This window comes from Pseudomonas sp. TE12508 (genome assembly GCF_056279485.1).
The window spans coordinates 82,487-107,053 of the sequence record NZ_JBWCCN010000015.1 but is presented as its reverse complement, the minus strand read 5'-3'; the positions used below and the strand labels follow the sequence as shown (position 1 = coordinate 107,053).

General features: G+C 59.2%; 23 protein-coding genes. 16 read left to right on the top strand and 7 right to left on the bottom strand.

Going from position 1 to position 24,567, the window contains the following annotated elements:
• The first annotated feature begins 233 nt into the window (after positions 1-233).
• On the top strand, positions 234-1,559 hold the full coding sequence (aceA, locus tag ACZ9IM_RS20770) for an isocitrate lyase (RefSeq protein ID WP_476224860.1): 1,326 nt from the start codon (positions 234-236) through the stop codon (positions 1,557-1,559).
• A gap of 6 nt (positions 1,560-1,565) precedes the next feature.
• Here the strand turns inward: aceA and ACZ9IM_RS20765 are convergent, their stop codons facing one another.
• Positions 1,566-1,832: a hypothetical protein gene (locus ACZ9IM_RS20765; protein WP_476224859.1), complete on the bottom strand. Its 267-nt coding sequence runs from the start codon at positions 1,830-1,832 to the stop codon at positions 1,566-1,568.
• Positions 1,833-2,208: 376 nt separating this feature from the next.
• On the opposite strand from ACZ9IM_RS20765, the gene ACZ9IM_RS20760 reads away from it, so the two are divergent.
• The 15 genes from ACZ9IM_RS20760 (at position 2,209) to ACZ9IM_RS20690 (ending at position 18,119) form a co-directional block, all read left to right on the top strand.
• Positions 2,209-2,622, top strand: a complete 414-nt coding sequence (locus ACZ9IM_RS20760) for an NADH-quinone oxidoreductase subunit A (RefSeq protein WP_007905050.1) — start codon at positions 2,209-2,211, stop codon at positions 2,620-2,622.
• Between the two features lie 10 nt (positions 2,623-2,632).
• The gene (locus ACZ9IM_RS20755; RefSeq protein ID WP_007905053.1) at positions 2,633-3,307 is read left to right on the top strand and encodes a NuoB/complex I 20 kDa subunit family protein; all 675 of its coding nucleotides are present in this window, start codon (positions 2,633-2,635) and stop codon (positions 3,305-3,307) included.
• A 72-nt stretch (positions 3,308-3,379) separates the two neighbouring features.
• Positions 3,380-5,164, top strand: coding sequence for an NADH-quinone oxidoreductase subunit C/D (nuoC, locus tag ACZ9IM_RS20750; RefSeq protein WP_008014895.1), 1,785 nt, complete (start codon positions 3,380-3,382; stop codon positions 5,162-5,164).
• A gap of 2 nt (positions 5,165-5,166) precedes the next feature.
• On the top strand, positions 5,167-5,664 hold the full coding sequence (nuoE, locus tag ACZ9IM_RS20745; protein WP_007905058.1) for an NADH-quinone oxidoreductase subunit NuoE: 498 nt from the start codon (positions 5,167-5,169) through the stop codon (positions 5,662-5,664).
• Positions 5,661-7,016 (top strand): NADH-quinone oxidoreductase subunit NuoF, encoded by a 1,356-nt coding sequence (nuoF, locus tag ACZ9IM_RS20740; RefSeq protein WP_476224857.1) that lies wholly within the window; start codon positions 5,661-5,663, stop codon positions 7,014-7,016. The genes nuoE and nuoF overlap by 4 nt, the downstream gene beginning before the upstream one ends.
• Positions 7,017-7,153: 137 nt before the next feature.
• Positions 7,154-9,868, top strand: a complete 2,715-nt coding sequence (nuoG, locus tag ACZ9IM_RS20735) for an NADH-quinone oxidoreductase subunit NuoG (protein WP_427622689.1) — start codon at positions 7,154-7,156, stop codon at positions 9,866-9,868.
• The gene (gene nuoH / locus ACZ9IM_RS20730) at positions 9,865-10,872 is read left to right on the top strand and encodes an NADH-quinone oxidoreductase subunit NuoH (RefSeq protein WP_008014900.1); all 1,008 of its coding nucleotides are present in this window, start codon (positions 9,865-9,867) and stop codon (positions 10,870-10,872) included. Before nuoG ends, nuoH begins: the two co-directional genes overlap by 4 nt.
• Positions 10,873-10,884: 12 nt before the next feature.
• Positions 10,885-11,430: an NADH-quinone oxidoreductase subunit NuoI gene (gene nuoI, locus ACZ9IM_RS20725; RefSeq protein ID WP_008014903.1), complete on the top strand. Its 546-nt coding sequence runs from the start codon at positions 10,885-10,887 to the stop codon at positions 11,428-11,430.
• A gap of 9 nt (positions 11,431-11,439) precedes the next feature.
• Positions 11,440-11,943, top strand: coding sequence for an NADH-quinone oxidoreductase subunit J (gene nuoJ / locus ACZ9IM_RS20720; protein WP_007905076.1), 504 nt, complete (start codon positions 11,440-11,442; stop codon positions 11,941-11,943).
• Between the two features lie 2 nt (positions 11,944-11,945).
• Entirely contained in the window at positions 11,946-12,254 is a 309-nt protein-coding gene (gene nuoK / locus ACZ9IM_RS20715) for an NADH-quinone oxidoreductase subunit NuoK (protein ID WP_007905077.1), read from the top strand.
• Positions 12,251-14,104 carry an NADH-quinone oxidoreductase subunit L gene (nuoL, locus tag ACZ9IM_RS20710; protein ID WP_007905078.1) on the top strand — a complete coding sequence of 618 codons (1,854 nt, stop codon included), beginning with the start codon at positions 12,251-12,253 and terminating at the stop codon, positions 14,102-14,104. The genes nuoK and nuoL overlap by 4 nt, the downstream gene beginning before the upstream one ends.
• Positions 14,105-14,143: 39 nt before the next feature.
• Positions 14,144-15,676 (top strand): NADH-quinone oxidoreductase subunit M, encoded by a 1,533-nt coding sequence (gene nuoM, locus ACZ9IM_RS20705; RefSeq protein ID WP_007905080.1) that lies wholly within the window; start codon positions 14,144-14,146, stop codon positions 15,674-15,676.
• 7 nt (positions 15,677-15,683) lie between these two features.
• Complete coding sequence (gene nuoN, locus ACZ9IM_RS20700) at positions 15,684-17,147, top strand: NADH-quinone oxidoreductase subunit NuoN (RefSeq protein ID WP_007905081.1); 1,464 nt, start codon at positions 15,684-15,686, stop codon at positions 17,145-17,147.
• Between the two features lie 317 nt (positions 17,148-17,464).
• The gene (locus ACZ9IM_RS20695; protein ID WP_476224899.1) at positions 17,465-17,815 is read left to right on the top strand and encodes a toxin; all 351 of its coding nucleotides are present in this window, start codon (positions 17,465-17,467) and stop codon (positions 17,813-17,815) included.
• Entirely contained in the window at positions 17,805-18,119 is a 315-nt protein-coding gene (locus tag ACZ9IM_RS20690) for a helix-turn-helix domain-containing protein (RefSeq protein ID WP_217857158.1), read from the top strand. The genes ACZ9IM_RS20695 and ACZ9IM_RS20690 overlap by 11 nt, the downstream gene beginning before the upstream one ends.
• Before the next feature lie 198 nt (positions 18,120-18,317).
• Here the strand turns inward: ACZ9IM_RS20690 and ACZ9IM_RS20685 are convergent, their stop codons facing one another.
• Genes ACZ9IM_RS20685 through ACZ9IM_RS20660 form a run of 6 tightly spaced genes read right to left on the bottom strand, consistent with a single transcriptional unit; the run spans position 18,318 to position 24,255 of the window.
• Positions 18,318-20,060 carry an ABC transporter substrate-binding protein gene (locus ACZ9IM_RS20685; RefSeq protein ID WP_123496647.1) on the bottom strand — a complete coding sequence of 581 codons (1,743 nt, stop codon included), beginning with the start codon at positions 20,058-20,060 and terminating at the stop codon, positions 18,318-18,320.
• Between the two features lie 48 nt (positions 20,061-20,108).
• Positions 20,109-20,381 carry a DUF2160 domain-containing protein gene (locus ACZ9IM_RS20680; RefSeq protein ID WP_032830117.1) on the bottom strand — a complete coding sequence of 91 codons (273 nt, stop codon included), beginning with the start codon at positions 20,379-20,381 and terminating at the stop codon, positions 20,109-20,111.
• Positions 20,382-20,391: 10 nt separating this feature from the next.
• Positions 20,392-21,192 (bottom strand): carbohydrate ABC transporter permease, encoded by an 801-nt coding sequence (locus ACZ9IM_RS20675; protein WP_007896138.1) that lies wholly within the window; start codon positions 21,190-21,192, stop codon positions 20,392-20,394.
• Positions 21,193-21,200: 8 nt separating this feature from the next.
• Positions 21,201-22,067 (bottom strand): carbohydrate ABC transporter permease, encoded by an 867-nt coding sequence (locus ACZ9IM_RS20670; RefSeq protein ID WP_008068280.1) that lies wholly within the window; start codon positions 22,065-22,067, stop codon positions 21,201-21,203.
• Positions 22,064-23,161: an ABC transporter ATP-binding protein gene (locus ACZ9IM_RS20665; RefSeq protein ID WP_476224855.1), complete on the bottom strand. Its 1,098-nt coding sequence runs from the start codon at positions 23,159-23,161 to the stop codon at positions 22,064-22,066. Before ACZ9IM_RS20665 ends, ACZ9IM_RS20670 begins: the two co-directional genes overlap by 4 nt.
• Positions 23,161-24,255: an ABC transporter ATP-binding protein gene (locus ACZ9IM_RS20660; protein ID WP_030130905.1), complete on the bottom strand. Its 1,095-nt coding sequence runs from the start codon at positions 24,253-24,255 to the stop codon at positions 23,161-23,163. Before ACZ9IM_RS20660 ends, ACZ9IM_RS20665 begins: the two co-directional genes overlap by 1 nt.
• Between the last annotated feature and the right edge of the window lie 312 nt (positions 24,256-24,567).

The following is a 24,567-nucleotide window of genomic DNA, read 5'->3' as shown; positions in this document are numbered from 1 at the left end:
GAAGTTCGCACCAAGGCCCACGACGCCCGAATGCGCTCGCCAGTTCGCCCTTACCTGCTCACTTCCCCTCGAGCCCATCGTTCATCCCGTCGCCATCCCCGCCGAACCCGACTTGACCGCCTAAGCTTCTGGTCAGCGAGCAGCCTTTACGCCCCTTTAAAATGCGTATTTGGCACGCAGGAATTGTCCACCCAGAACCACTTTCGATTAAAGACGCGACGAGGTTTATCCCCATGGCACTGACACGCGAACAGCAAATTGCAGCCCTCGAAAAAGATTGGGCTGAAAACCCGCGCTGGAAAGGCGTGACACGCAATTACTCCGCTGCTGACGTCGTCCGCCTGCGTGGCTCGGCTCAACCTGAGCACACCTTTGCAAAAATGGGCGCCGACAAGCTTTGGAACCTGGTAACCCAGGGTGCCAAGCCGTCCTTCCGTCCTGAGAAAGATTTCGTCAACTGCATGGGCGCCCTGACCGGCGGCCAGGCTGTGCAACAAGTCAAGGCCGGTATCCAGGCGATCTACCTGTCGGGCTGGCAAGTAGCTGCGGACAACAACTCCGCCGAATCGATGTACCCGGATCAGTCGCTGTACCCGGTGGATTCGGTTCCGACCGTGGTCAAGCGCATCAACAACTCGTTCCGTCGCGCTGACCAGATCCAGTGGAAAGCCGGCAAGAACCCGGGCGACGAAGGCTACATCGACTACTTCGCGCCGATCGTGGCTGACGCTGAAGCCGGTTTCGGTGGCGTACTGAACGCTTACGAGTTGATGAAGAGCATGATCGAAGCAGGCGCCGCCGGCGTTCACTTCGAAGACCAACTGGCTTCCGTGAAAAAATGCGGCCACATGGGCGGCAAGGTACTGGTTCCTACCCAGGAAGCTGTGCAGAAGCTGACCGCTGCTCGTCTGGCAGCTGACGTTGCCGGTACACCGACCATCATCCTGGCCCGTACCGACGCCAACGCTGCCGACTTGCTGACTTCCGATTGCGACCCGTATGACCAGCCATTCGTGACTGGCGAACGCACCCAGGAAGGTTTCTACAAAGTGCGCGCCGGTCTCGACCAGGCCATTGCTCGCGGCCTGGCCTACGCGCCGTTCGCCGACCTGATCTGGTGCGAAACCGCCAAGCCGGATCTGGACGAGGCTCGTCGCTTCGCTGAAGCGATCAAAAAGGAATACCCGGACCAACTGCTGTCGTACAACTGCTCGCCTTCCTTCAACTGGAAGAAAAACCTGGACGACGCGACCATCGCCAAGTTCCAGCGCGAACTGTCCGCCATGGGTTACAAGCACCAGTTCATCACCCTGGCCGGCATTCACAACATGTGGCACAGCATGTTCAACCTGGCGCACGACTACGCCCGCAACGACATGACTGCCTATGTGAAGCTGCAAGAGCAAGAGTTCGCTGACGCTGCCAAGGGTTACACCTTCGTGGCTCACCAGCAGGAAGTGGGCACCGGCTACTTCGACGACATGACCACCGTGATCCAGGGTGGCACGTCCTCGGTGACCGCGCTGACCGGCTCGACCGAAGAAGAACAGTTCCACTGATCTGCTTCATCTGAGTAAACGGCCGCCGCGGACCGAATAAAAGCTAACCGCAGCGCTGCATATCTGACGCCCCGACTGGTTCGGGGCGTTTTTTTGCCTGCGATTTTTTGACCACTGCAAAACCCTGTGGGAGCCGGGCTTGCCCGCGATGGCGACCTGCCAGTCAACATCTACTGCGTCTGATACACCGCCATCGCGGGCAAGCCCGGCTCCCACAGGGAACGCGGCAACCCACAAAATCCTGCGAAAAACATTGATCCAGAGCAGTTTCATGACCCGGAAAATCAGGTAAAACGACCGTGCTCGCTACTTGCAGTAACGCGCATATAAGACAACTTCCCAGCCACTCACCCGTTAAACAGTTTAAAAACTGTGACAAATAATATTGATTATCATTTAGCGGCAAGTATGTTCGTTACATTCCCTACAAAACATATTTGACAAAACCCCCGCTAATGCCCGAGCGGCATGGGCTACAGGGCTTTGGAGGCACGCTATGTCCTTATTCTTGTAAATAATTTCGCTATCTGAATTTTACTTGCTCGGTGTTTAGCCATAAAATCACCGCGATTGATTGCTGCGACATATCGTCACTGCTTTGTTTCTTTTCAAGCTCAGAGACCTTTGCTCTCTGTTAAGGATTTCCAGCATGCCCGAAGCGACCGGACTCATGGCCCACAACTGGGGCTTTGCCATTTTCCTTCTGGGTGTCGGCGGCCTTTGCGCCTTCATGCTCGGCGTCTCCAGCCTCCTCGGGTCAAAAGCCTGGGGCCGCAGCAAAAACGAACCGTTCGAGTCCGGCATGCTACCTACCGGTGGCGCCCGCTTGCGGCTCTCTGCCAAATTCTATCTGGTCGCGATGCTCTTCGTGATCTTCGATATCGAAGCCCTTTTTCTCTTTGCCTGGTCTGTGTCCGTCCGCGAAAGCGGCTGGACCGGATTCGTCGAAGCTCTCGTTTTCATAGCAATTCTGTTGGCAGGTCTTGTCTACCTATTCCGAGTGGGCGCCCTTGACTGGGCTCCGGAAGCTCGGCGCAAGCGGCAAGCGAAGCTGAAACAATGAGGCTTTGGCAATGCAATACAATCTCACCAGGATCGACCCCGATGCTCCTAACGAGCAGTATCCGATTGGCAAACGGGAAACCGTTTCCGATCCGTTAGAAGATCAAGTCCACAAAAACATTTTCATGGGCAAGCTCGAAGACGTGCTCAACGGCACGATCAACTGGGGGCGCAAGAACTCCCTGTGGCCGTATAACTTCGGTCTTTCGTGCTGCTACGTGGAAATGACCACCGCCTTCACGGCGCCCCACGACATCGCGCGCTTTGGCGCCGAGGTTATCCGGGCATCGCCGCGTCAGGCGGATTTCATGGTTATCGCCGGTACCTGCTTCATCAAGATGGCGCCGATCATTCAGCGTCTCTACGAGCAAATGCTCGAGCCTAAATGGGTCATCTCCATGGGTTCGTGCGCCAACTCCGGTGGCATGTACGACATCTACTCCGTCGTTCAAGGGGTGGACAAGTTCCTGCCCGTGGACGTCTACGTGCCTGGCTGCCCGCCCCGCCCTGAAGCTTTTCTGCAAGGCTTGATGCTGTTGCAGGAGTCGATTGGCCAGGAGCGTCGTCCACTTTCCTGGGTCGTTGGTGATCAAGGCGTCTATCGCGCCGAGATGCCTTCCGAAAAGGAAAAGCGCCGCGAACAGCGTATTCAGGTAACCAACCTGCGCAGCCCCGACGAAGTCTGATCCAGATCTGTTCTTACAAAGAAACGAGAAACTGGCTTCATTCTTTACGTTGACCGAAAGCGATAAATAACCATGACTACAGGCAGTGCTCTGTACATCCCGCCTTACAAGGCAGACGACCAGGATGTGGTCGTCGAACTGAACAATCGTTTTGGCCCGGAGGCGTTCACCGCCCAGCCTACCCGCACCGGCATGCCGGTGCTTTGGGTTGCCCGCGCCAAACTTGTCGAAGTCCTGACCTTCCTGCGTAACCTGCCCAAGCCGTACGTCATGCTCTATGACCTGCACGGCGTGGACGAGCGTCTGCGCACCAAGCGTCAAGGGCTGCCAAGCGGCGCCGACTTCACTGTGTTCTATCACTTGATGTCGATCGAACGTAATAGTGACGTAATGATCAAGGTCGCCTTGTCCGAGAGCGACCTCAGCGTGCCGACCGTTACCGGTCTCTGGCCGAACGCCAACTGGTACGAGCGTGAAGTGTGGGACATGTACGGCATCAACTTTGCCGGTCACCCGCACCTGACCCGCATCATGATGCCGCCGACCTGGGAAGGTCACCCGTTGCGCAAGGACTTCCCGGCCCGCGCCACCGAGTTCGACCCGTTCAGCCTGACCCTGGCCAAGCAACAGCTTGAGGAAGAAGCCGCACGCTTCAAGCCTGAAGACTGGGGCATGAAGCGTTCCGGTGCGAACGAGGACTATATGTTCCTCAACCTCGGTCCTAACCACCCTTCCGCGCACGGTGCGTTCCGCATCATTCTGCAGCTGGACGGTGAAGAGATCGTCGACTGCGTGCCGGACGTCGGTTACCACCACCGTGGTGCCGAGAAGATGGCCGAGCGTCAGTCCTGGCACAGCTTCATTCCGTACACCGACCGTATCGACTACCTCGGCGGCGTGATGAACAACCTGCCGTACGTGCTCTCGGTCGAGAAGCTGGCCGGCATCAAGGTGCCCGAGAAGGTCGACGTCATCCGCATCATGATGGCCGAGTTCTTCCGGATCACCAGCCACCTGCTGTTCCTGGGGACTTACATCCAGGACGTCGGCGCCATGACCCCGGTGTTCTTCACCTTCACCGACCGCCAGAAGGCGTACACGGTGATCGAAGCCATCACCGGTTTCCGTCTGCACCCGGCCTGGTACCGCATCGGTGGCGTCGCTCACGACTTGCCGCGCGGCTGGGAAAAACTGGTCAAGGATTTCGTCGAGTGGATGCCAAAGCGTCTGGACGAATACCAGAAAGCCGCACTGGATAACAGCATCCTGCGTGGCCGGACCATCGGCGTCGCCGCCTACAACACCAAAGAAGCCCTGGAATGGGGCGTCACCGGTGCCGGCCTGCGTTCCACCGGTTGCGATTTCGACCTGCGTAAGGCTCGCCCTTACTCCGGCTACGAAAACTTCGAATTCGAAATCCCGCTGGCGGCCAATGGCGATGCCTACGACCGTTGCATCGTTCGCGTCGAAGAAATGCGCCAGAGCCTCAAGATCATCGAGCAGTGCATGCGCAACATGCCGGAAGGCCCGTACAAGGCGGATCACCCGCTGACTACGCCGCCACCCAAAGAGCGCACGCTGCAACACATCGAGACCCTGATCACGCACTTCCTGCAAGTTTCGTGGGGCCCGGTCATGCCGGCCAACGAATCCTTCCAGATGATCGAAGCGACCAAGGGCATCAACAGTTATTACCTGACGAGCGATGGCGGCACCATGAGCTACCGCACCCGGATTCGTACTCCAAGCTTCCCGCACCTGCAGCAGATCCCTTCGGTGATCAAAGGCAGCATGGTCGCGGACTTGATCGCGTACCTGGGTAGTATCGATTTCGTTATGGCCGACGTGGACCGTTAAGCATGAACAGCACGCTTATCCTGACAGACCGTTTCGCCCTGAGCGAAACCGAGCGCTCGGCCATCGAGCATGAGTTGCATCACTACGAAGACCCGCGCGCGGCGTCGATCGAAGCCCTGAAGATCGTCCAGAAGGAACGTGGCTGGGTGCCTGACGGCGCGCTCTACGCCATCGGCGAAATCCTCGGCATCCCGGCCAGCGACGTTGAAGGCGTGGCGACGTTCTACAGCCAAATCTTCCGTCAACCGGTGGGCCGTCACATCATTCGCGTCTGCGACAGCATGGTCTGCTACATCGGCGGCCACGAGTCGGTGGTCAGCGAAATCCAGAGCAAGCTGGGCATCGGCCTGGGTCAAACCACCGCCGACGGTCGTTTCACCCTGCTACCGGTCTGCTGCCTCGGCAACTGCGACAAGGCGCCGGCGTTGATGATCGATGACGACACGTTCGGTGATGTGCAGCCTGCCGGTGTTGCCAAATTGCTCGAGGGCTACGTATGACCCTGACTTCCTTCGGTCCAGCCAACCGCATCAAGCGTTCGGCCGAGACTCACCCGCTCACCTGGCGTCTGCGTGACGACGGCGAAGCCGTATGGCTCGACGAATACCAGGCCAAGAACGGTTACACCGCTGCGCGCAAGGCCTTCGCCGACATGGCCCAGGACGACATCGTCCAGACCGTGAAAGACTCCGGCCTCAAGGGCCGCGGCGGTGCAGGCTTCCCCACGGGCGTGAAGTGGGGCCTGATGCCCAAGGACGAATCCATCAACATCCGCTACCTGCTGTGCAACGCGGATGAAATGGAGCCGAACACCTGGAAAGACCGCATGCTGATGGAGCAACTGCCCCATCTGCTGATCGAAGGCATGCTGATCAGTGCTCGCGCGCTGAAAACCTACCGTGGCTACATCTTCCTGCGTGGCGAATACACCACCGCCGCCAAGCACCTCAACCGTGCCGTGGAAGAAGCCAAGGCAGCAGGCCTGCTGGGTAAAAACATCCTGGGCAGCGGCTTCGATTTCGAGCTGTTTGTCCACACCGGCGCCGGGCGTTACATCTGCGGTGAAGAAACCGCACTGATCAACTCCCTCGAAGGCCGCCGCGCCAACCCGCGCTCCAAGCCGCCCTTCCCTGCCGCCGTCGGCGTGTGGGGCAAGCCGACTTGCGTGAACAACGTCGAAACCCTGTGCAACGTGCCGGCGATCATTGCCGACGGCGTGGACTGGTACAAATCGTTGGCCCGCGAAGGCAGCGAAGACATGGGCACCAAGCTCATGGGCTTCTCCGGCAAGGTCAAGAACCCTGGCCTGTGGGAATTGCCGTTCGGCGTCACCGGTCGCGAGTTGTTCGAAGATTACGCCGGCGGCATGCGCGACGGTTACAAGCTCAAGTGCTGGCAGCCAGGCGGCGCCGGTACCGGTTTCCTGTTGCCGGAGCACCTGGACGCACAAATGTATGCCGGCGGCATCGCCAAAGTGGGCACCCGTATGGGTACCGGCCTGGCCATGGCGGTGGACGACAGCGTCAACATGGTGTCGTTGCTGCGCAACATGGAAGAGTTCTTCTCCCGCGAATCCTGCGGCTTCTGCACCCCGTGCCGTGACGGTCTGCCGTGGAGCGTCAAGCTGCTGCGCGCGATCGAGAACGGTGAAGGGCAAGCCGGCGATATCGAGACCCTGCTGGGTCTGGTCGGTTTCCTCGGCCCGGGCAAGACCTTCTGTGCTCACGCACCGGGTGCCGTGGAGCCGTTGGGCAGTGCCATCAAATACTTCCGTCCAGAGTTCGAAGCCGGCATCGCGCCTACCAGCGCCGTCGTCCCGCCTCTGGCAAAGCCGATCGTAGTCGGCGCGTAAACGCTTAAAAAGGCGAAGGGTCCGTGCCCTTCGCCTTCTCGTGCGATGACGCCGTAAACGGCTGTGTAGATTCGCGCGAATAACAAGATTCCATTAGCCACGCCCGCTGACACCGGGCCAACGAAGAACTTTGAACCATGGCCACTATCCACGTAGACGGCAAAGAGCTCGAAGTCGATGGGGCAGACAACCTGTTACAGGCGTGTCTGTCGCTAGGCCTCGATATCCCTTATTTCTGCTGGCACCCAGCCCTTGGCAGCGTTGGCGCTTGCCGCCAGTGCGCGGTCAAGCAGTACACCGACGAGAACGACAAGCGTGGTCGGATCGTCATGTCCTGCATGACCCCCGCCACCGACGGCAGCTGGATCTCCATCGACGACGAAGAAGCGAAAGTGTTTCGCGCGAGCGTCGTTGAATGGTTGATGACCAACCACCCTCACGACTGCCCGGTCTGTGAGGAAGGCGGTCACTGCCACCTGCAAGACATGACGGTGATGACCGGCCACAACGAGCGCCGTTATCGCTTCACCAAGCGCACTCACCAGAACCAGCAACTGGGCCCGTTCATTTCCCACGAAATGAACCGCTGCATCGCCTGCTATCGCTGCGTGCGCTTCTATAAAGACTACGCTGGCGGCACCGACCTCGGCGTATTCGGCGCCCACGACAACGTGTACTTCGGTCGCGTTGAAGACGGCACCCTCGAAAGCGAGTTCTCCGGCAACCTCACCGAGGTCTGCCCGACTGGTGTGTTCACCGACAAGACTCACTCCGAGCGCTACAACCGTAAGTGGGACATGCAGTTCTCGCCGAGCATCTGCCATGGCTGCTCCAGCGGTTGCAACATTTCCCCGGGCGAGCGTTACGGCGAACTGCGTCGCATCGAAAACCGTTTCAACGGTTCGGTGAACCAGTACTTCCTGTGCGACCGTGGCCGTTTCGGCTATGGCTACGTCAACCGCGAAGACCGCCCGCGTCAGCCACTGCTGGCCAACGGCGCCAAGCTGAGCCTCGACGAAGCACTGGATAAAGCCGCTGACCTGCTGCGCGGTCGCAACATCGTCGGTATCGGTTCGCCGCGCGCCAGCCTCGAAAGCAACTACGCGTTGCTGGAACTGGTCGGTGCCGAGCACTTCTACTCCGGTATCGAAGCCGCTGAACTTGAGCGCATTCGCCTGGTTGTGCAGGTGCTCAAAGACAGCCCGCTGCCGATCCCGAACATGCGCGACATCGAAGATCACGATGCGATTTTCGTCCTCGGCGAAGACCTGACCCAGACTGCTGCGCGCATGGCCCTGGCCCTGCGTCAATCGGTCAAGGGCAAGGCCGAAGACATGGCCGACGCCATGCGTGTTCAGCCGTGGCTCGATGCCGCGGTGAAGAACATCGGTCAGAACGCGCTGAACCCGCTGTTCATCGCCAGCCTGGCTGAAACCAAACTCGACGACGTGGCTGAAGAATGCGTTCACGCAGCTCCCGACGACCTGGCCCGCATCGGTTTCGCCGTGGCTCACGCCCTCGATGCCAGCGCGCCGGCCGTTGAAGGCCTGGACGCTGAAGCCCTCGAATTGGCTCAGCGCATCGCCAGCGCCCTGCTCGCTGCCAAGCGTCCGTTGATCATTGCCGGTACCTCACTGGGTTCCAAGGCGCTGATCGAAGCCGCGGCGAACATCGCCAAGGCCCTGAAGCTGCGCGAGAAGAACGGCTCCATCAGCCTGATCGTGCCAGAGGCCAACAGCCTCGGCCTGGCCATGCTCGGTGGTGACTCGGTCGACGCAGCCCTGCAAGCGGTGATCGACGGCAAGGCGGACGCCATCGTCGTGCTGGAAAACGATCTGTACACCCGTACCGACAAAGCCCGTGTCGATGCTGCCCTGAACGCCGCGAAAGTGGTAATCGTGGCGGACCATCAGAAGACCGCCACCAGCGATCGCGCGCACCTGGTGCTGCCAGCTGCCAGCTTCGCTGAAGGCGACGGTACGCTGGTCAGCCAGGAAGGCCGCGCCCAGCGTTTCTTCCAGGTCTTCGACCCGACTTACCTCGACGCAAGCATTCTGGTTCACGAAGGCTGGCGCTGGCTGCATGCCCTGCGTTCGACCCTGCTGAACCAGCCAATCGACTGGACCCAACTGGACCACGTCACCGCTGCCGTTGCTGCGAGCAAACCGCAACTGGCGCGCATCGTCGATGCCGCACCGTCCGCCGCGTTCCGCATCAAAGGCCTGAAACTGGCTCGCGAACCGCTGCGTTACAGCGGCCGGACCGCCATGCGCGCCGATATCAGCGTGCACGAACCGCGTACTTCCCAGGACAACGACACCGCGTTCTCGTTCTCCATGGAAGGTTACTCGGGCTCGGTCGAACCGCGTCAGCAAGTACCATTCGCCTGGTCTCCGGGCTGGAACTCGCCGCAAGCCTGGAACAAGTTCCAGGACGAAGTCGGTGGTCACATCCGCGCTGGCGACCCGGGCACTCGCCTGATCGAAAGCACCGGTGATTCGCTGAACTGGTTCGCCAGTGTTCCGCGCGCGTTCAACCCGGCTCCGGGCACCTGGCAGGTCGTGCCGTTCTTCCACCTGTTCGGCAGCGAAGAGAACTCTTCCAAAGCCGCGCCGGTTCAAGAACGCATTCCAGCCGCTTACGTGTCGCTGGCCAAGTCCGAAGCCGATCGTCTGGGTGTCAATGACGGTGCCCTGCTGAGCCTGAACGTGGCCGGCCAGACCCTGCGTCTGCCGCTGCGTATCAACGAAGAGCTGGGTGCCGGTCTGGTCGCATTGCCGGCCGGTATCGCCGGCATTCCACCAGCGATCTTCGGCAAATCCGTTGACGGTCTGCAGGAGGCAGCGCTATGACCTGGTTCACTCCTGAAGTGATCGACGTAATCATCGCGGTCCTCAAGGCCATCGTGATCCTGCTCGCCGTGGTGGTGTGCGGCGCGCTGCTGAGCTGGGTCGAGCGTCGTCTGCTCGCCCTCTGGCAGGACCGCTACGGTCCGAACCGCGTCGGCCCGTTCGGCGCGTTCCAGATCGCCGCCGACATGATCAAGATGTTCTTCAAGGAAGACTGGACCCCGCCGTTCGCCGACAAAGTGATCTTCACCTTGGCGCCGGTCGTGGCCATGAGCGCCTTGTTGATTGCCTTCGCGATCATCCCGATCACCCCGACCTGGGGCGTGGCGGATATCAACATCGGCATCCTGTTCTTCTTCGCCATGGCCGGTCTGTCGGTCTACGCGGTGCTGTTCGCCGGCTGGTCGAGCAACAACAAGTTCGCCCTGCTGGGCAGCTTGCGGGCCTCGGCACAAACCGTGTCGTATGAAGTGTTCATGGGCCTGTCGCTGATGGGTATCGTGATCCAGGTTGGCTCGTTCAACATGCGCGACATCGTTGAATACCAGGCGCAGAACCTGTGGTTCGTCATTCCGCAGATCTTCGGTTTCCTGACCTTCTTCATCGCTGGCGTCGCCGTGACTCACCGTCACCCGTTCGACCAGCCGGAAGCGGAACAGGAACTGGCCGACGGTTACCACATTGAATACGCCGGCATGAAATGGGGCATGTTCTTCGTCGGTGAGTACATCGGCATCGTGCTGATTTCGGCGCTGCTGGTGACGTTGTTCTTCGGTGGCTGGCACGGTCCGTTCGGCATTCTGCCGCAGATCCCGTTCATCTGGTTTGCACTGAAAACCGCGTTCTTCATCATGTTCTTCATCCTGTTGCGCGCCTCGATTCCGCGCCCACGGTATGACCAAGTGATGGATTTCAGCTGGAAGTTCTGCCTGCCGCTGACCCTCGTCAACATGCTGGTGACCGCTGCGGTCGTGTTGCTCAACACGCCCGCCGTCGCGGCTCAGTGAGGATAGAGAATCATGAAGTACATTTTTGACATCGTGCATGGCTTCTTCACCCAGCTTCGCAGCCTGGTGATGATCTTCGGCCACGCCTTCCGCAAGCGCGACACGCTGCAGTACCCGGAAGAAGCCGTGTACCTGCCGCCACGCTTCCGTGGCCGTATCGTACTGACCCGCGACCCCGACGGCGAAGAACGTTGTGTAGCCTGCAACCTGTGCGCCGTGGCGTGCCCGGTCGGTTGCATCTCGCTGCAGAAAGCTGAAACCGAAGACGGTCGCTGGTACCCGGACTTCTTCCGCATCAACTTCTCGCGCTGCATTTTCTGCGGCCTCTGCGAGGAAGCCTGCCCGACCACCGCGATCCAGCTGACACCGGATTTCGAGATGGCCGAGTTCAAACGTCAGGACCTGGTGTACGAGAAAGAAGATCTGCTGATCTCCGGCCCCGGCAAAAACCCTGATTACAACTTCTATCGTGTTGCAGGTATGGCGATTGCCGGTAAGCCCAAAGGCGCCGCGCAGAATGAAGCCCAGCCGATCAACGTGAAGAGCTTGCTGCCTTAAGGAAGAAAGATGGAATTCGCTTTCTATTTCGCATCGGGTATCGCTGTTGTGTCCACGCTTCGCGTGATCACCAACACCAACCCCGTGCACGCCCTGCTCTACCTGATCATTTCGCTGATCGCCGTGGCCATGACGTTCTTCGCCCTCGGCGCACCGTTTGCCGGTGTACTGGAAGTGATCGCCTATGCTGGCGCCATCATGGTGCTGTTCGTGTTCGTGGTGATGATGCTGAACCTGGGCCCGGCCTCGGTTCAGCAAGAGCGCGTCTGGCTCAAGCCCGGTATCTGGCTGGGCCCCGTCGCCCTCGGCACCCTGCTGCTGGTTGAACTGTTGTATGTGCTGTTCAGCGATGCCAGCGGGCAGGCCATCGGCCACACCACCGTAGACGCCAAGGCCGTGGGCATCAGCCTGTTCGGTCCGTATCTACTGGTGGTCGAACTCGCCTCGATGCTGCTGCTCGCCGCAGCCGTCACGGCGTTCCACTTGGGCCGCAACGAAGCCAAGGAGCAATGACGATGCCTGCTATCCCTTTGGAGCATGGTCTGGCGGTCGCCGGCATCCTGTTCTGCCTCGGTCTGGTCGGCCTGATGGTCCGGCGCAACATTCTCTTCGTGCTGATGAGCCTGGAGGTCATGATGAATGCCTCCGCTTTGGCGTTCATCGTTGCCGGTAGCCGCTGGGGTCAACCGGATGGACAGATCATGTTCATCCTGGTGATCAGCCTGGCAGCCGCCGAGGCCAGTATTGGCCTCGCGATTCTGTTGCAGCTGTATCGCCGCTTCCACACTCTCGATATCGACGCTGCCAGCGAGATGCGCGGATGAACCTTCTCTATCTGACTTTCGTATTCCCTCTCATTGGTTTCCTGCTGCTGGCGTTCTCCCGTGGACGCCTCTCGGAAAACCTTTCGGCGCTGATCGGCGTCGGCTCCATTGGCCTGTCGGCAATCGTCACTGCTTACATAATCTGGCAGTTCAACGTTGCGCCACCTGAAGGCGGTCACTACACCCAGGTGTTGTGGCAGTGGATGGCGGTGGAAGGCTTCACGCCTAACTTCGCCCTGTACCTGGATGGTCTGTCCCTGACCATGCTGGGTGTGGTGGTCGGCGTCGGCTTCCTGATCCACCTGTTCGCGTCCTGGTACATGCGCGGTGAAGCCGGTTACTCGCGCTTCTTCGCCTACACCAACCTGTTTATCGCCAGCATGCTGTTCCTGGTCCTGGCCGATAACCTGTTGTTCGTGTACTTCGGCTGGGAAGGCGTGGGCCTGTGCTCGTACCTGTTGATCGGTTTCTACTACAGCAACCGCAACAACGGTAACGCGGCACTCAAAGCCTTCATCGTGACCCGCGTCGGCGACGTGTTCATGGCCATCGGCCTGTTCATCCTGTTCCAACAGTTGGGCACGCTGAACATTCAGGAACTGCTGGTCAAGGCGCCTGAGCACTTCAAGGCCGGTGACTTCTGGATCGTTCTGGCGACCCTGATGCTGCTGGGCGGCGCTGTCGGTAAATCCGCGCAACTGCCGCTGCAAACCTGGCTGGCGGATGCGATGGCCGGCCCGACTCCGGTTTCGGCACTGATCCACGCCGCGACCATGGTGACCGCCGGTGTCTACCTGATCGCCCGTACCCACGGTCTGTTCGCCCTGGCGCCGGATATCCTGCACCTGGTGGGTGTTGTGGGTGGTGTGACGCTGGTGCTGGCAGGTTTTGCCGCACTGGTGCAGACCGACATCAAACGTATCCTCGCCTACTCGACCATGAGCCAGATCGGCTACATGTTCCTGGCCCTGGGCGTAGGTGCGTGGGACGGCGCGATCTTCCACCTGATGACCCACGCCTTCTTCAAGGCGCTGCTGTTCCTTGCGTCCGGTTCGGTAATCGTTGCCTGCCACCACGAGCAGAACATCTTCAAGATGGGCGGCCTGTGGAAGAAACTGCCACTGGCCTACGCCAGCTTCATCGTCGGCGGCGCGGCCCTGGCGGCCTTGCCTCTGGTGACTGCGGGCTTCTACTCCAAGGATGAAATCCTTTGGGAAGCGTTCGCCAGCGGTAACCAGGGTCTGCTTTATGCCGGTCTGGTCGGTGCCTTCATGACCTCGCTGTACACCTTCCGCCTGATCTTCATCGCGTTCCACGGTGAAGCGAAGACCGAAGCGCATGCCGGTCACGGCATTGCTCACTGGCTGCCACTGTCGGTGCTGATCGTACTGTCGACGTTCGTCGGCGCGATGATCGTTCCGCCGCTGCACGGTGTACTGCCACAAAGCGTCGGCCATGCCGGCGGCGAAGCCAAGCACAGTCTGGAAATCGCCTCGGGTGCCATCGCCCTGGCCGGTATCCTGCTGGCCGCGCTGCTGTTCCTCGGCAAGCGCCGTTTCGTCACCGCCATCGCCAACAGCGGCGTCGGCCGCTTCCTTTCGGCCTGGTGGTTCGCTGCCTGGGGCTTCGACTGGATCTACGACAAACTGTTCGTCAAGCCTTACCTTGCGATCAGCCACATTCTGCGCAAAGACCCGCTCGACCAGACCATCGGTCTGATCCCGCGTATGGCCAAAGGCGGTCACACCGCCCTGAGCCGCACCGAGACCGGTCAATTGCGTTGGTATGCCGCCTCGATGGCTGCTGGTGCCGTGCTGGTAATCGGCGCCGTCGTGCTGGTAGCGGTCTGATATGAACCTTGCGAACTTGCGAAAGGAAACGAGCCCGTCATGATTCTGCCCTGGCTAATCCTGATCCCCTTCATCGGCGGCCTGCTGTGCTGGATGGGTGAGCGCTTCGGCGCCACCCTCCCCCGCTGGATTGCGCTGATCACCATGTCCCTGTTGCTCTCCCTTGGCCTCTGGCTGTGGGCCAACGGTGACTATTCATTTGCACCGGCGCCTGGCGCCGATCCGACCTGGGCGATTGAGTTCAAGCACGTCTGGATCCAGCGCTTCGGCATCAACGTGCACCTGGCCCTCGACGGCCTGTCGCTGTTGATGATCCTGCTGACCGGCCTGCTGGGTGTCCTCTCGGTACTCTGCTCGTGGAAAGAGATCCAGCGTCATGTGGGCTTCTTCCACCTGAACCTGATGTGGATCCTGGGCGGTGTCGTTGGCGTGTTCCTCGCCCTCGACCTGTTCATGTTCTTCTTCTTCTGGGAAATGATGCTGGTGCCGATGTACTTCCTCATCGCGCTCTGGGGTCACAGTTCTTCGGACGGCAAGAAAACCCGGATCTACGCGGCAACCAAGTTCTTCATCTTCACTCAGGCTTCCGGCCTGATCATGTTGGTGGCGATCCTGGGGCTGGTACTGGTCAACTTCAACGACACTGGCGTGATTACCTTCAACTACGCCGATCTGTTGAAAACCAAGATGTCGACGACCACCGAGTACATCCTGATGCTCGGCTTCTTCATCGCCTTCGCGGTCAAGCTGCCAGTCGTGCCGTTCCACTCCTGGTTGCCTGACGCTCACGCCCAGGCACCGACCGCGGGTTCCGTGGACCTGGCCGGTATCTTGTTGAAGACTGCGGCCTATGGCCTGCTGCGTTTCGCCCTGCCACTGTTCCCGAATGCCTCGGCCGAGTTCGCGCCGTTCGCGATGACCCTGGGTCTGATCGGGATCTTCTACGGTGCGTTCCTGGCTTTCGCACAAACCGACATCAAGCGTCTGATCGCCTTCTCGTCCGTTTCCCACATGGGCTTCGTGTTGATCGGCATCTACTCCGGCAGCCAACTGGCGCTGCAGGGCGCAGTGATGCAGATGCTGGCGCACGGTCTGTCGGCCGCGGCACTCTTTATCCTCTCCGGTCAGCTGTACGAGCGTACCCACACCCGCGATATGCGTGAGATGGGTGGCCTGTGGTCGAAGATTGCCTACCTGCCGGCTCTCAGCCTGTTCTTCGCCGCCGCGTCCCTGGGCTTGCCGGCGACCGGTAACTTTGTCGGTGAGTTCCTGATCCTGATCGGCACCTTCGCCAGCGCCCCATGGATCACTGTGATTGCGACGTCCGGCCTGGTGTTCGGTTCGGTCTACTCGCTGATCATGGTCCACCGTGCCTTCTTCGGCCCGTCGAAATCGGACGCGGTGCTGCATGGCATGGACGGTCGCGAACTGATCATGGTGGTTGGGCTTGCGGCGCTGCTGATCTACATCGGCGTGTACCCGCAACCGTTCCTCGATACCTCTGCCGCGACGATGCATGGCGTGCAGCAGTGGCTCGGCACCGCCTTCACTCAACTCGCTTCGGCCCGGTAAGAGCGCTATGGAATTCACGACTCAACACTTTATCGCGCTTGCGCCGTTGTTGATCACCAGCGCCACGATCATCGTGGTGATGCTGGCTATCGCATGGCGCCGCAACCACTCACAGACCTTCTTGCTGTCGGTGGCAGGCCTGAACCTGGCGTTGCTATCGATCCTGCCAGCCCTGAAAGTCGCGCCACTGGCCGTGACGCCATTGCTGCAGATCGACACCTTCGCCTGCCTGTACATGGCGCTGATCCTGGTCGCCACCCTCGCCTGTGTAACCCTCGCCCACGCCTACCTGGGCGATGGCGGTTCGGGTTACCCGGGCAACCGTGAAGAACTTTACCTGCTGATCCTGATGTCCGCCGCCGGTGGCCTGGTGCTGGTCAGCGCGCAGCACCTGGCCGGGTTGTTCGTCGGTCTGGAACTGCTCTCGGTACCGGTCTACGGTCTGGTGGCATATGCCTTCTTCAACAAGCGTTCGCTGGAAGCCGGTATCAAGTACATGGTGCTGTCGGCCGCCGGTTCCGCGTTCCTGTTGTTCGGCATGGCCCTGCTCTACGCCGACGCTGGCAGCCTGAGCTTCAACGGCATCGGTCAGGCCCTGGCGGCCACCGGTCTGCCAAGCTCTCTGGCTCAATTGGGCCTGGGCATGATGCTGATCGGCCTAGCGTTCAAGTTGTCGCTGGTACCGTTCCACCTCTGGACCCCGGACGTTTACGAAGGTGCTCCGGCACCGGTGGCAGCGTTCCTGGCCACCGCGTCAAAAGTCGCTGTGTTCGCGGTGATGGTGCGTCTGTTCCAGATCTCGCCAGCGGCGAGCAGCGGTGTGCTGAGCGACGTACTGACCATCATCGCCATCGCATCGATCCTGTTCGGTAACCTGCTGGCACTGACCCAAAGCAACCTCAAACGTCTGCTGGGTTACTCGTCCATCGCCCACTTCGGCTACCTGCTGATCGCCCTGGTGGCGAGCAAAGGCCTGGCCGTGGAAGCCATCGGCGTGTACCTGGTCACCTACGTGATCACCAGCCTCGGCGCATTCGGTGTGATCACCCTGATGTCCTCGCCGTACAACGGCCGTGACGCGGATGCCCTGTACGAATACCGCGGCCTGTTCTGGCGCCGTCCGTACCTGACCGCCGTCCTGACCGTGATGATGCTGTCCCTGGCCGGTATCCCGCTGACCGCGGGCTTCATCGGCAAGTTCTACATCATCGCTACCGGTGTCGAATCGCACCAATGGTGGCTGGTCGGCTCCCTGGTATTGGGCAGCGCCATCGGCGTCTTCTACTACCTGCGTGTGATGGTCACCTTGTACCTGATGGAACCGAACCTGCGTCGCCACGACGCGCAACTGCACTGGGAACAACGTGCAGGCGGCGTGATGCTGCTGGCGATTGCTGTACTGGCGTTCTTCCTCGGCCTGTATCCACAGCCGCTGCTGAACCTGGTTCAGCAATCGGGGTTGGCAGGTTGATCGCGTAAGCGATACTCGGTAGAAAACAGAAACGGCACCTTCGGGTGCCGTTTTTGCGTTTGGGGATTCAACATCAAAAGATCGCAGCCTTCGGCGGCGCCTACAAGCGTGTAGGAGCTGCCGAAGGCTGCGATCTTTTGATGTTGAATCCCCTCTCCTCCCCGATATCCAGAATCGCCTCGCGGATGAATCAGCCGCGTCCTACATCCCGATCCTGCCTGCGACTTTAACGTAATGACTTGACCGAATTGGCAGGCACAGAAGCCTTGACCTATTCGATTCTTGTGATAGAAATATACGCAGGTAACGTACAGAACATGGACGCTCTTTTTATCGAATTACCCGCATTTCAAAAGCATCGAAATGACTACCTGGACGACGAACTGTTTCGCAGCTTTCAACTGGAGCTGCTGAAAAACCCGGAAACTGGCGACCTGGTGGAAGGTATGGGCGGGTTGCGAAAGGTCCGTTTCTCCGACCAGCGACGAGGTAAAGGCAAGCGCAGTGGACTAAGGGTGATTTATTACTGGTGGTCGGGTTTTGATCAATTCTGGCTGTTCACCATATATGGCAAAAACGAGCAAGACGACTTGTCGCCTTCCCGGAAGAAACTTTTCAGACAAACTCTAGATAGCGAAATCAACACGAGATCCCACTATGAAACGTGACATTTTTGCCGAACTGATGGAAGGCCTTGAAGCCTTGGCCGACGAGCGCCAAGGCAAGGTCACGCTGCGAACCCACAAGGTCAAACTGCCAAAACTGGTGCCAATCACTGCCGAAGAAGTGGTAGCCATACGCCAACAGCTCAACCTTTCCCGTTCGGTATTCGCGATGTACTTGCGCACCAACACCCGGACGCTGGAGAACTGGGAGCAAGGGCGGGCGAAACCTAATGCTCAGGCGACAACACTGATCCGGCTGGTTGAGCGCTTTCCGGAGACGGTTCAACAACTGGCGGCGCTGACCTGAATCCACTGTTGTGTCCGATGACGCCATCGCGGGCAAGTCGGGTCGCCGCACCGCCGCTCCCACAGGTTTCGCGCTAGTAGCAGATTTTATGACCATTCCCTATCCACTGTGGGAGCGGGCTTGCCCGCGATGGCGGTGGAACAGGCACAAACAAAAACGGCACCTTACGGTGCCGTTCGCCTTTCACATTACAGACGCTTACTTACGCGCCGCCTCCCACGATTTCAGCAGTTCGGCATAGCTCACGGTTTCGCCTTTAGGCTTCTCGTTCGCCAGTTTCGCTTTCGGCGCACCCGGTTGATCGAACCAGTACTGCGCATCCCGCTCCGGATTCATTTTCGGCCCGCAGGTCGGTTGTACCTTGGAACGTTCCAGACGGGTCATGATCGCGTCCTGATCCTTGGCCAGACCGTCCAGTGCCTGTTGCGGCGTTTTCTCGCCACTGGCGGCTTCGGCGATGTGGCTCCACCACAGTTGCGCCAAACGCGGATAGTCCGGCACGTTGGTCCCGGTCGGGGTCCATTGCACGCGGGCCGGGCTGCGATAGAACTCCACCAGGCCACCGAGTTTCGGCGCCAGGTCGGTCATGGCTTGCGAGTTGATATCCGATTCGCGGATCGGGGTCAGACCGACAATGGTTTTCTTCAACGATACGGTTTTCGACGTCACGAACTGCGCGTACAGCCAGGCCGCGAGTTTTTGCTTTTCAGGCGTGGACTTGAGGAAGGTCCAGGAACCGGCGTCCTGATAACCGAGCTTCATGCCCTCCTCCCAGTACGGACCTTTTGGCGAGGGTGCCATGCGCCATTTCGGCGTGCCGTCGGCGTTCATCACCGGCAGGCCCGGTTTGGTCATGTCGGCGGTAAACGCGGTGTACCAGAAGATCTGCTGGGCGATGTTGCCCTGGGACGGCACCGGCCCAGACTCGGAGAAGGTCATGCCCGCCGCTTCCGGTGGCGCGTATTTTTTCATCCAGTCTACGTACTTGGTGGTCGCATACACCGCCGCCGGGCCATTGGTATCGCCGCCGCGGGTCACGCTGGAGCCGACCGGATGACAATCCTCGACGCGGATACCCCACTCGTCCACCGGCAAACCGTTGGGTATGCCTTTATCGCCAGCACCCGCCATGGAGAACCAGGCATCGGTGAAGCGCCAGCCGAGGGATGGGTCTTTCTTGCCGTAGTCCATGTGGCCGTAGACGCGTTTGCCGTCGATTTCCTTGACGTCTTCGCTGAAGAATTTGGCGATGTCTTCATAGGCCGACCAGTTCACCGGTACGCCCAGTTCATAACCGTATTTTTCTTTGAATTTCGCTTTCAGATCCGCCCGCTCGAACCAGTCGGCGCGAAACCAGTAGAGGTTGGCGAACTGCTGGTCGGGCAGTTGATAGACTTTGCCGTCCGGCGCGGTGGTGAACGAGATACCGATGAAGTCTTTGATGTCCAGCGTTGGCGAGGTGTAGGCCTTGCCTTCGTTGGCCATCAGGTCGGTAATCGATTCGGTCTTGCCGTAGCGAAAGTGCGTACCGATCAGGTCCGAGTCATTGACCCAACCGTCATAGATGTTCTTGTCCGATTGCATCTGGGTCTGCAGTTTTTCCACCACGTCGCCTTCTTGCAGCAAGTCGTGGGTCAGCTTGATCCCGGTGATCTCGGTAAAGGCCTTGGCCAGCGTTTTGGATTCATATTCGTGGGTCGCGATGGTTTCCGAAACCACCTTGATGCTCATCCCGCGAAACGGCTCGGACGCCTTGATGAACCACTTCAGCTCTTCGAGTTGCTGGGCTTCGGTCAGGGTGGACGGTTTGAACTCGCTGCCAATCCATTTCTTGGCAGCGTCTTCATAGGCATCGGCCCAGGCCGCAGCGCTCAACCCGCTGAGTGCCAGCATGGCTGCCAATGAAACGCTATGTCGCAGCTTATTGTTTTTGTCGAACATAGAGACCTCCTGTTTAGGTTTCGGGACATGCATGCCGATCGATTTCGACTAGCCCCAACGCATCACAGCCAACAGCCACACCAGGGACAACGCGAACGCTACCCAGATGCTCCAGTCGGTGACGCCGATTACCAGCAAATGCAGGTAGGCGCTGCCGAGAAGACCGATAAACAGCCGATCGCCACGGGTGGTGGCAATCGGCAAAAAACCACGCCGAGGGATACTCGGCGAACGCAATTCCCAGGTCGTCATGCCCGTCAGGATCAAGGCAATGACGCTGAAGAACGCCGCCGTGGGGCCAGTCCAACTCATCCATTCCATCATCAGTTCCTCATACCCGGCCCAGGGCAAAGCCCTTGGCCACGTGGTTGCGAACAAACCAGATCACCAACATGCCCGGCAGGATAGTCAACACCCCCGCTGCCGCCAGCACGCCCCAGTCGATGCCGGACGCCGAGACCGTGCGGGTCATCACCGCCGCGATGGGTTTGGCGTTCACTGAGGTCAGGGTTCGCGCCAGCAACAGCTCGACCCAGGAAAACATGAAGCAGAAAAACGCCGTGACGCCGATCCCGGAGCCGATCAGCGGGACGAAGATCTTCACGAAGAACTTGGGGAAACTGTAGCCGTCGATGTAGGCAGTTTCGTCAATTTCCTTGGGAACGCCAGACATGAAGCCTTCAAGAATCCACACCGCCAACGGCACGTTGAACAGGCAGTGAGCCAGCGCAACCGCGATGTGGGTGTCGAACAGCCCGATCGAGGAATACAACTGGAAGAACGGCAGCAGGAAAACTGCCGGTGGCGCCATGCGGTTAGTCAGTAGCCAGAAAAACAGGTGCTTGTCACCGAGGAAACGATAGCGCGAAAACGCATACGCCGCCGGCAGCGCCACGCTCAAGGAAATCACCGTGTTCAGGCTCACGTAGTACAGCGAGTTGAGATAACCGGTGTACCAGCTCGGGTCAGTGAAGATCACCTTGTAGTTGGCGAAGGTGAAATCCTGGGGAAACAGGGTCAGACCGCCAAGGATTTCGGTGTTGCTCTTGAAGGACATGTTCAGCAGCCAGTAGATCGGCACCAGCAGGAACAGGATGTAGATCAGCAGTGGAATCAGCTTTCTCTTGCTCATGGCGGGCCTCACCGATTGGCGTCAGAGTGAGTCATGGCGGTGTAGAACAGCCACGACACCAACAGAATGATCAGGAAGTACACCAGCGAGAATGCAGCCGCCGGGCCGAGGTCGAATTGCCCTACGGCCATTTGGGTCAGAGTCTGACTCAGGAAGGTCGTGGCATTCCCCGGACCACCACCGGTCAACACAAACGGCTCGGTGTAGATCATGAAGCTGTCCATGAACCGCAGCATCACCGCAATCAGCAGCACGCTCTTGAGCTTGGGCAACTGGATGTGTCGGAAAACCGCCCAGGCCGACGCTCGATCAATCCGCGCCGCCTGGTAATACACGTCCGGAATCGCCCGTAAACCGGAGAAACACAACAGCGCAACCAGCGACGTCCAGTGCCAGACGTCCATCACCAACACCGTGACCCAGGCGTCCATGGTGTTGGATGCATAGTTGTAGTTAAGGCCCATGGCCTTGAGGCTGGCGCCGAGCAGACCAATGTCCGCGCGGCCGAAAATCTGCCAGATGGTGCCGACCACGTTCCACGGGATCAGCAGCGGAATCGCCAGAATAATCAGCACAACCGACGACCAGCGGCCCTTGGTCGGCATGGTCAGGGCGATGGCGATGCCCAACGGAATTTCGATCAGCAACACGCAACCGGAGTAGATGAACTGGCGCAGCAGCGAGTCATGCAACCGAGGGTCGAGCAGCACTTGCTTGTACCAGTCGGCGCCGACGAAGTAGCGGCTGGACTGGTCGAAGATGTCCTGCACCGAGTAGTTGACCACGGTCATCATCGGGATCACCGCACTGAACGCCACCAGCAGAAATACCGGCAACACCAGCCACCAGGCCTTGTTGTTCTGCACCTTGTTCATGGCAGCAGCTCCAACAGGTAATCATCGGCATAGACCATCAGCCATTGCGCCGGAAAACTGATGTATGCCGTGCCTTCGGGCACCGGTTTGTCTTCGGCCAGGCGTACTTTCAAAGGAACGCCGTCCAGGTTCAGGGTCATGATCTTGTAGGTCCCCAGGTCTTCAACGTGTACGACCTGTGCCTGCATCGCGTCATCAAAGGGTTCGTCCCACACATGGACGAACTCCGGACGAATGCCGACCTTCAGGGTTTTCCATTCGGACTCGGCGATTCGTTTCTGCATCGCGTCGGACAACGGCAAATGAGTCCCGGCAAAACCAACACCGCCGGCTTGTGGCTGGACCTCGATCAGGTTCATCCCCGGGCTGCCAATGAAATAACCGACAAAGGTGTGGCTCGGTCGCTCGAACAATTCCCGTGGCGTGCCGAACTGCACGATTTGGCCGCCATACATCACTGCGATCTTGTCAGCGAAGGTCGAAGCTTCGAGCTGATCGTGGGTGACGTAGACCATGGTGATGTTGAACTGCTCGTGGATCTGCTTGAGCTTGCGCCGCAGTTTCCATTTCAGGTGCGGGTCGATCACCGTCAGCGGTTCATCGAAGAGGATTGCCGACACGTCATCGCGCACCAGTCCACGGCCCATGGAGACTTTCTGTTTTTCATCGGCGGTAAGGTTGCGCGCCTTTTTGTACAGCAGTGCCTGGAGATCGAGGACTTCAGCGATTTCCTGCACCTTGGTGTGAATTTTCGCTTCCGCCATGCCCTGATTGCGCAACGGGAAGGCCAGGTTATCGAACACCGTCATGGTGTCGTAGACCACCGGAAACTGGAAAACCTGGGCGATGTTGCGCTTTTCCGGGGTCAGTTCGTTAACCACTTTACTGTCGAACAGTACTTGGCCCTGGGACGGGCTGAGTAACCCGGAAATGATGTTGAGCAAGGTCGACTTGCCGCACCCCGAAGGCCCGAGCAGCGCATACGCGCCGCCCTGCTCCCAGACGTGGTCCATCTCGCGGATCGCGTAATCCTCAGGGCCAGTCGGCGTAGGAGTGTAGCTGTGGGCAAGGTTCTGCAAACGGATTTCGGCCATCAGGCAACCCTCGCAATGCGCCGACCGGGCGCCTGAACCAGCCGCCCCTGCATATCGAACACAAACAGTTTATGGGTCGGGATATAGATGCGAATCGGCGCGTCGACGTCGTATTCGTGAACACCCGGCAAGTGCAGCACCAGCAGGAAATACTCGTTGCGCACGTGCAGGAAGGTTTCCGAACCGCTGATCTCGGCCACCTCGACGGTCACCGCCAACTCCAGATCGTCGTCGTTGCTCGGCACCAGCGAAATGTGGCTGGGGCGCACGCCGAAACGGAACTCGCCCTCGCCCACCGGCCGCAGATCGACGTTCAACGGAAAGTGCACAAAATTGGCGAAACTGACTTCGTTACCGGCGATACGCCCCGGCATCAGGTTGATCGGCGGTTCGGAGAACAATTCCGCCGCCAGCACGGTTTGTGGCTGGTGATACACCTCGGAGGACTTGCCGCTTTGAATCACCCGACCTTCGTGAAGAATCGTGGTTGTACCGCCCAGCGCCAGGGCTTCGTTGGGTTCCGTGGTGGCGTAAATCGCAATGGTGTGCCGGGCCTTGAACAGCTCGCGCATTTCCTGGCGTAGCTCTTCGCGCAGCTTGTAGTCGAGGTTGACCAGTGGCTCGTCGAACAGAATCAGCTCGGCATCCTTGACCAGCGCCCGGGCCATGGCCGTGCGCTGTTGCTGGCCACCGGAGAGCTCCAAAGGATAACGCTGGAGGAATTTCTCGATGCGCAGCATCTTCGCGGTTTCCAGCACTTTGCTCTGGATCAGCTCGTTGGAAACGCCGGACTGACGCAGCGGCGAGGCGATGTTCTCGAACACCGTCATGGTCGGGTAATTGATGAACTGCTGATAGACCATCGACACGTTGCGCAAACGCACCGGGCGTTGAGTGACGTCGACGCCGTTCATCAGGATGCGACCGCTGTCGGGCTTGTCCAGACCTGCCATCAGGCGCATGAGGCTGGTTTTGCCGGACAGCGTGCGACCGAGCAAAACGTTGAACGATCCGGGTTCGAAGTTAAGGCACGCATCGTCGATCCAGGTTTGACCCTCGACGGTACGGCTGACGTGCTCCAGGATTAGTGACATGGCTCGGCCTTTTTATTATTGGAGTCAAGCGACCGGAGCACTACAGCGACATTCGTGCCAGAAATTCCAAGCGGTTGATCTGGCTTGGAAATCCTTCAAATGGAGGAAAAACCGCGTTCGTTGCTGAACAGAAATGAACAACCGCGACTGAACAATTGAACAGTTAAAAGATTGACAATGAACAAATGTGAACAACACTCTACAGATGCTTTTTGCGTGATCCACCGCATTCATCTCGTGATGAACGCGGCCACTGTAGGAGCTGCCGAAGGCTGCGATCTTTTGACTTTTAGCGTCTGTACAAACGCCGAA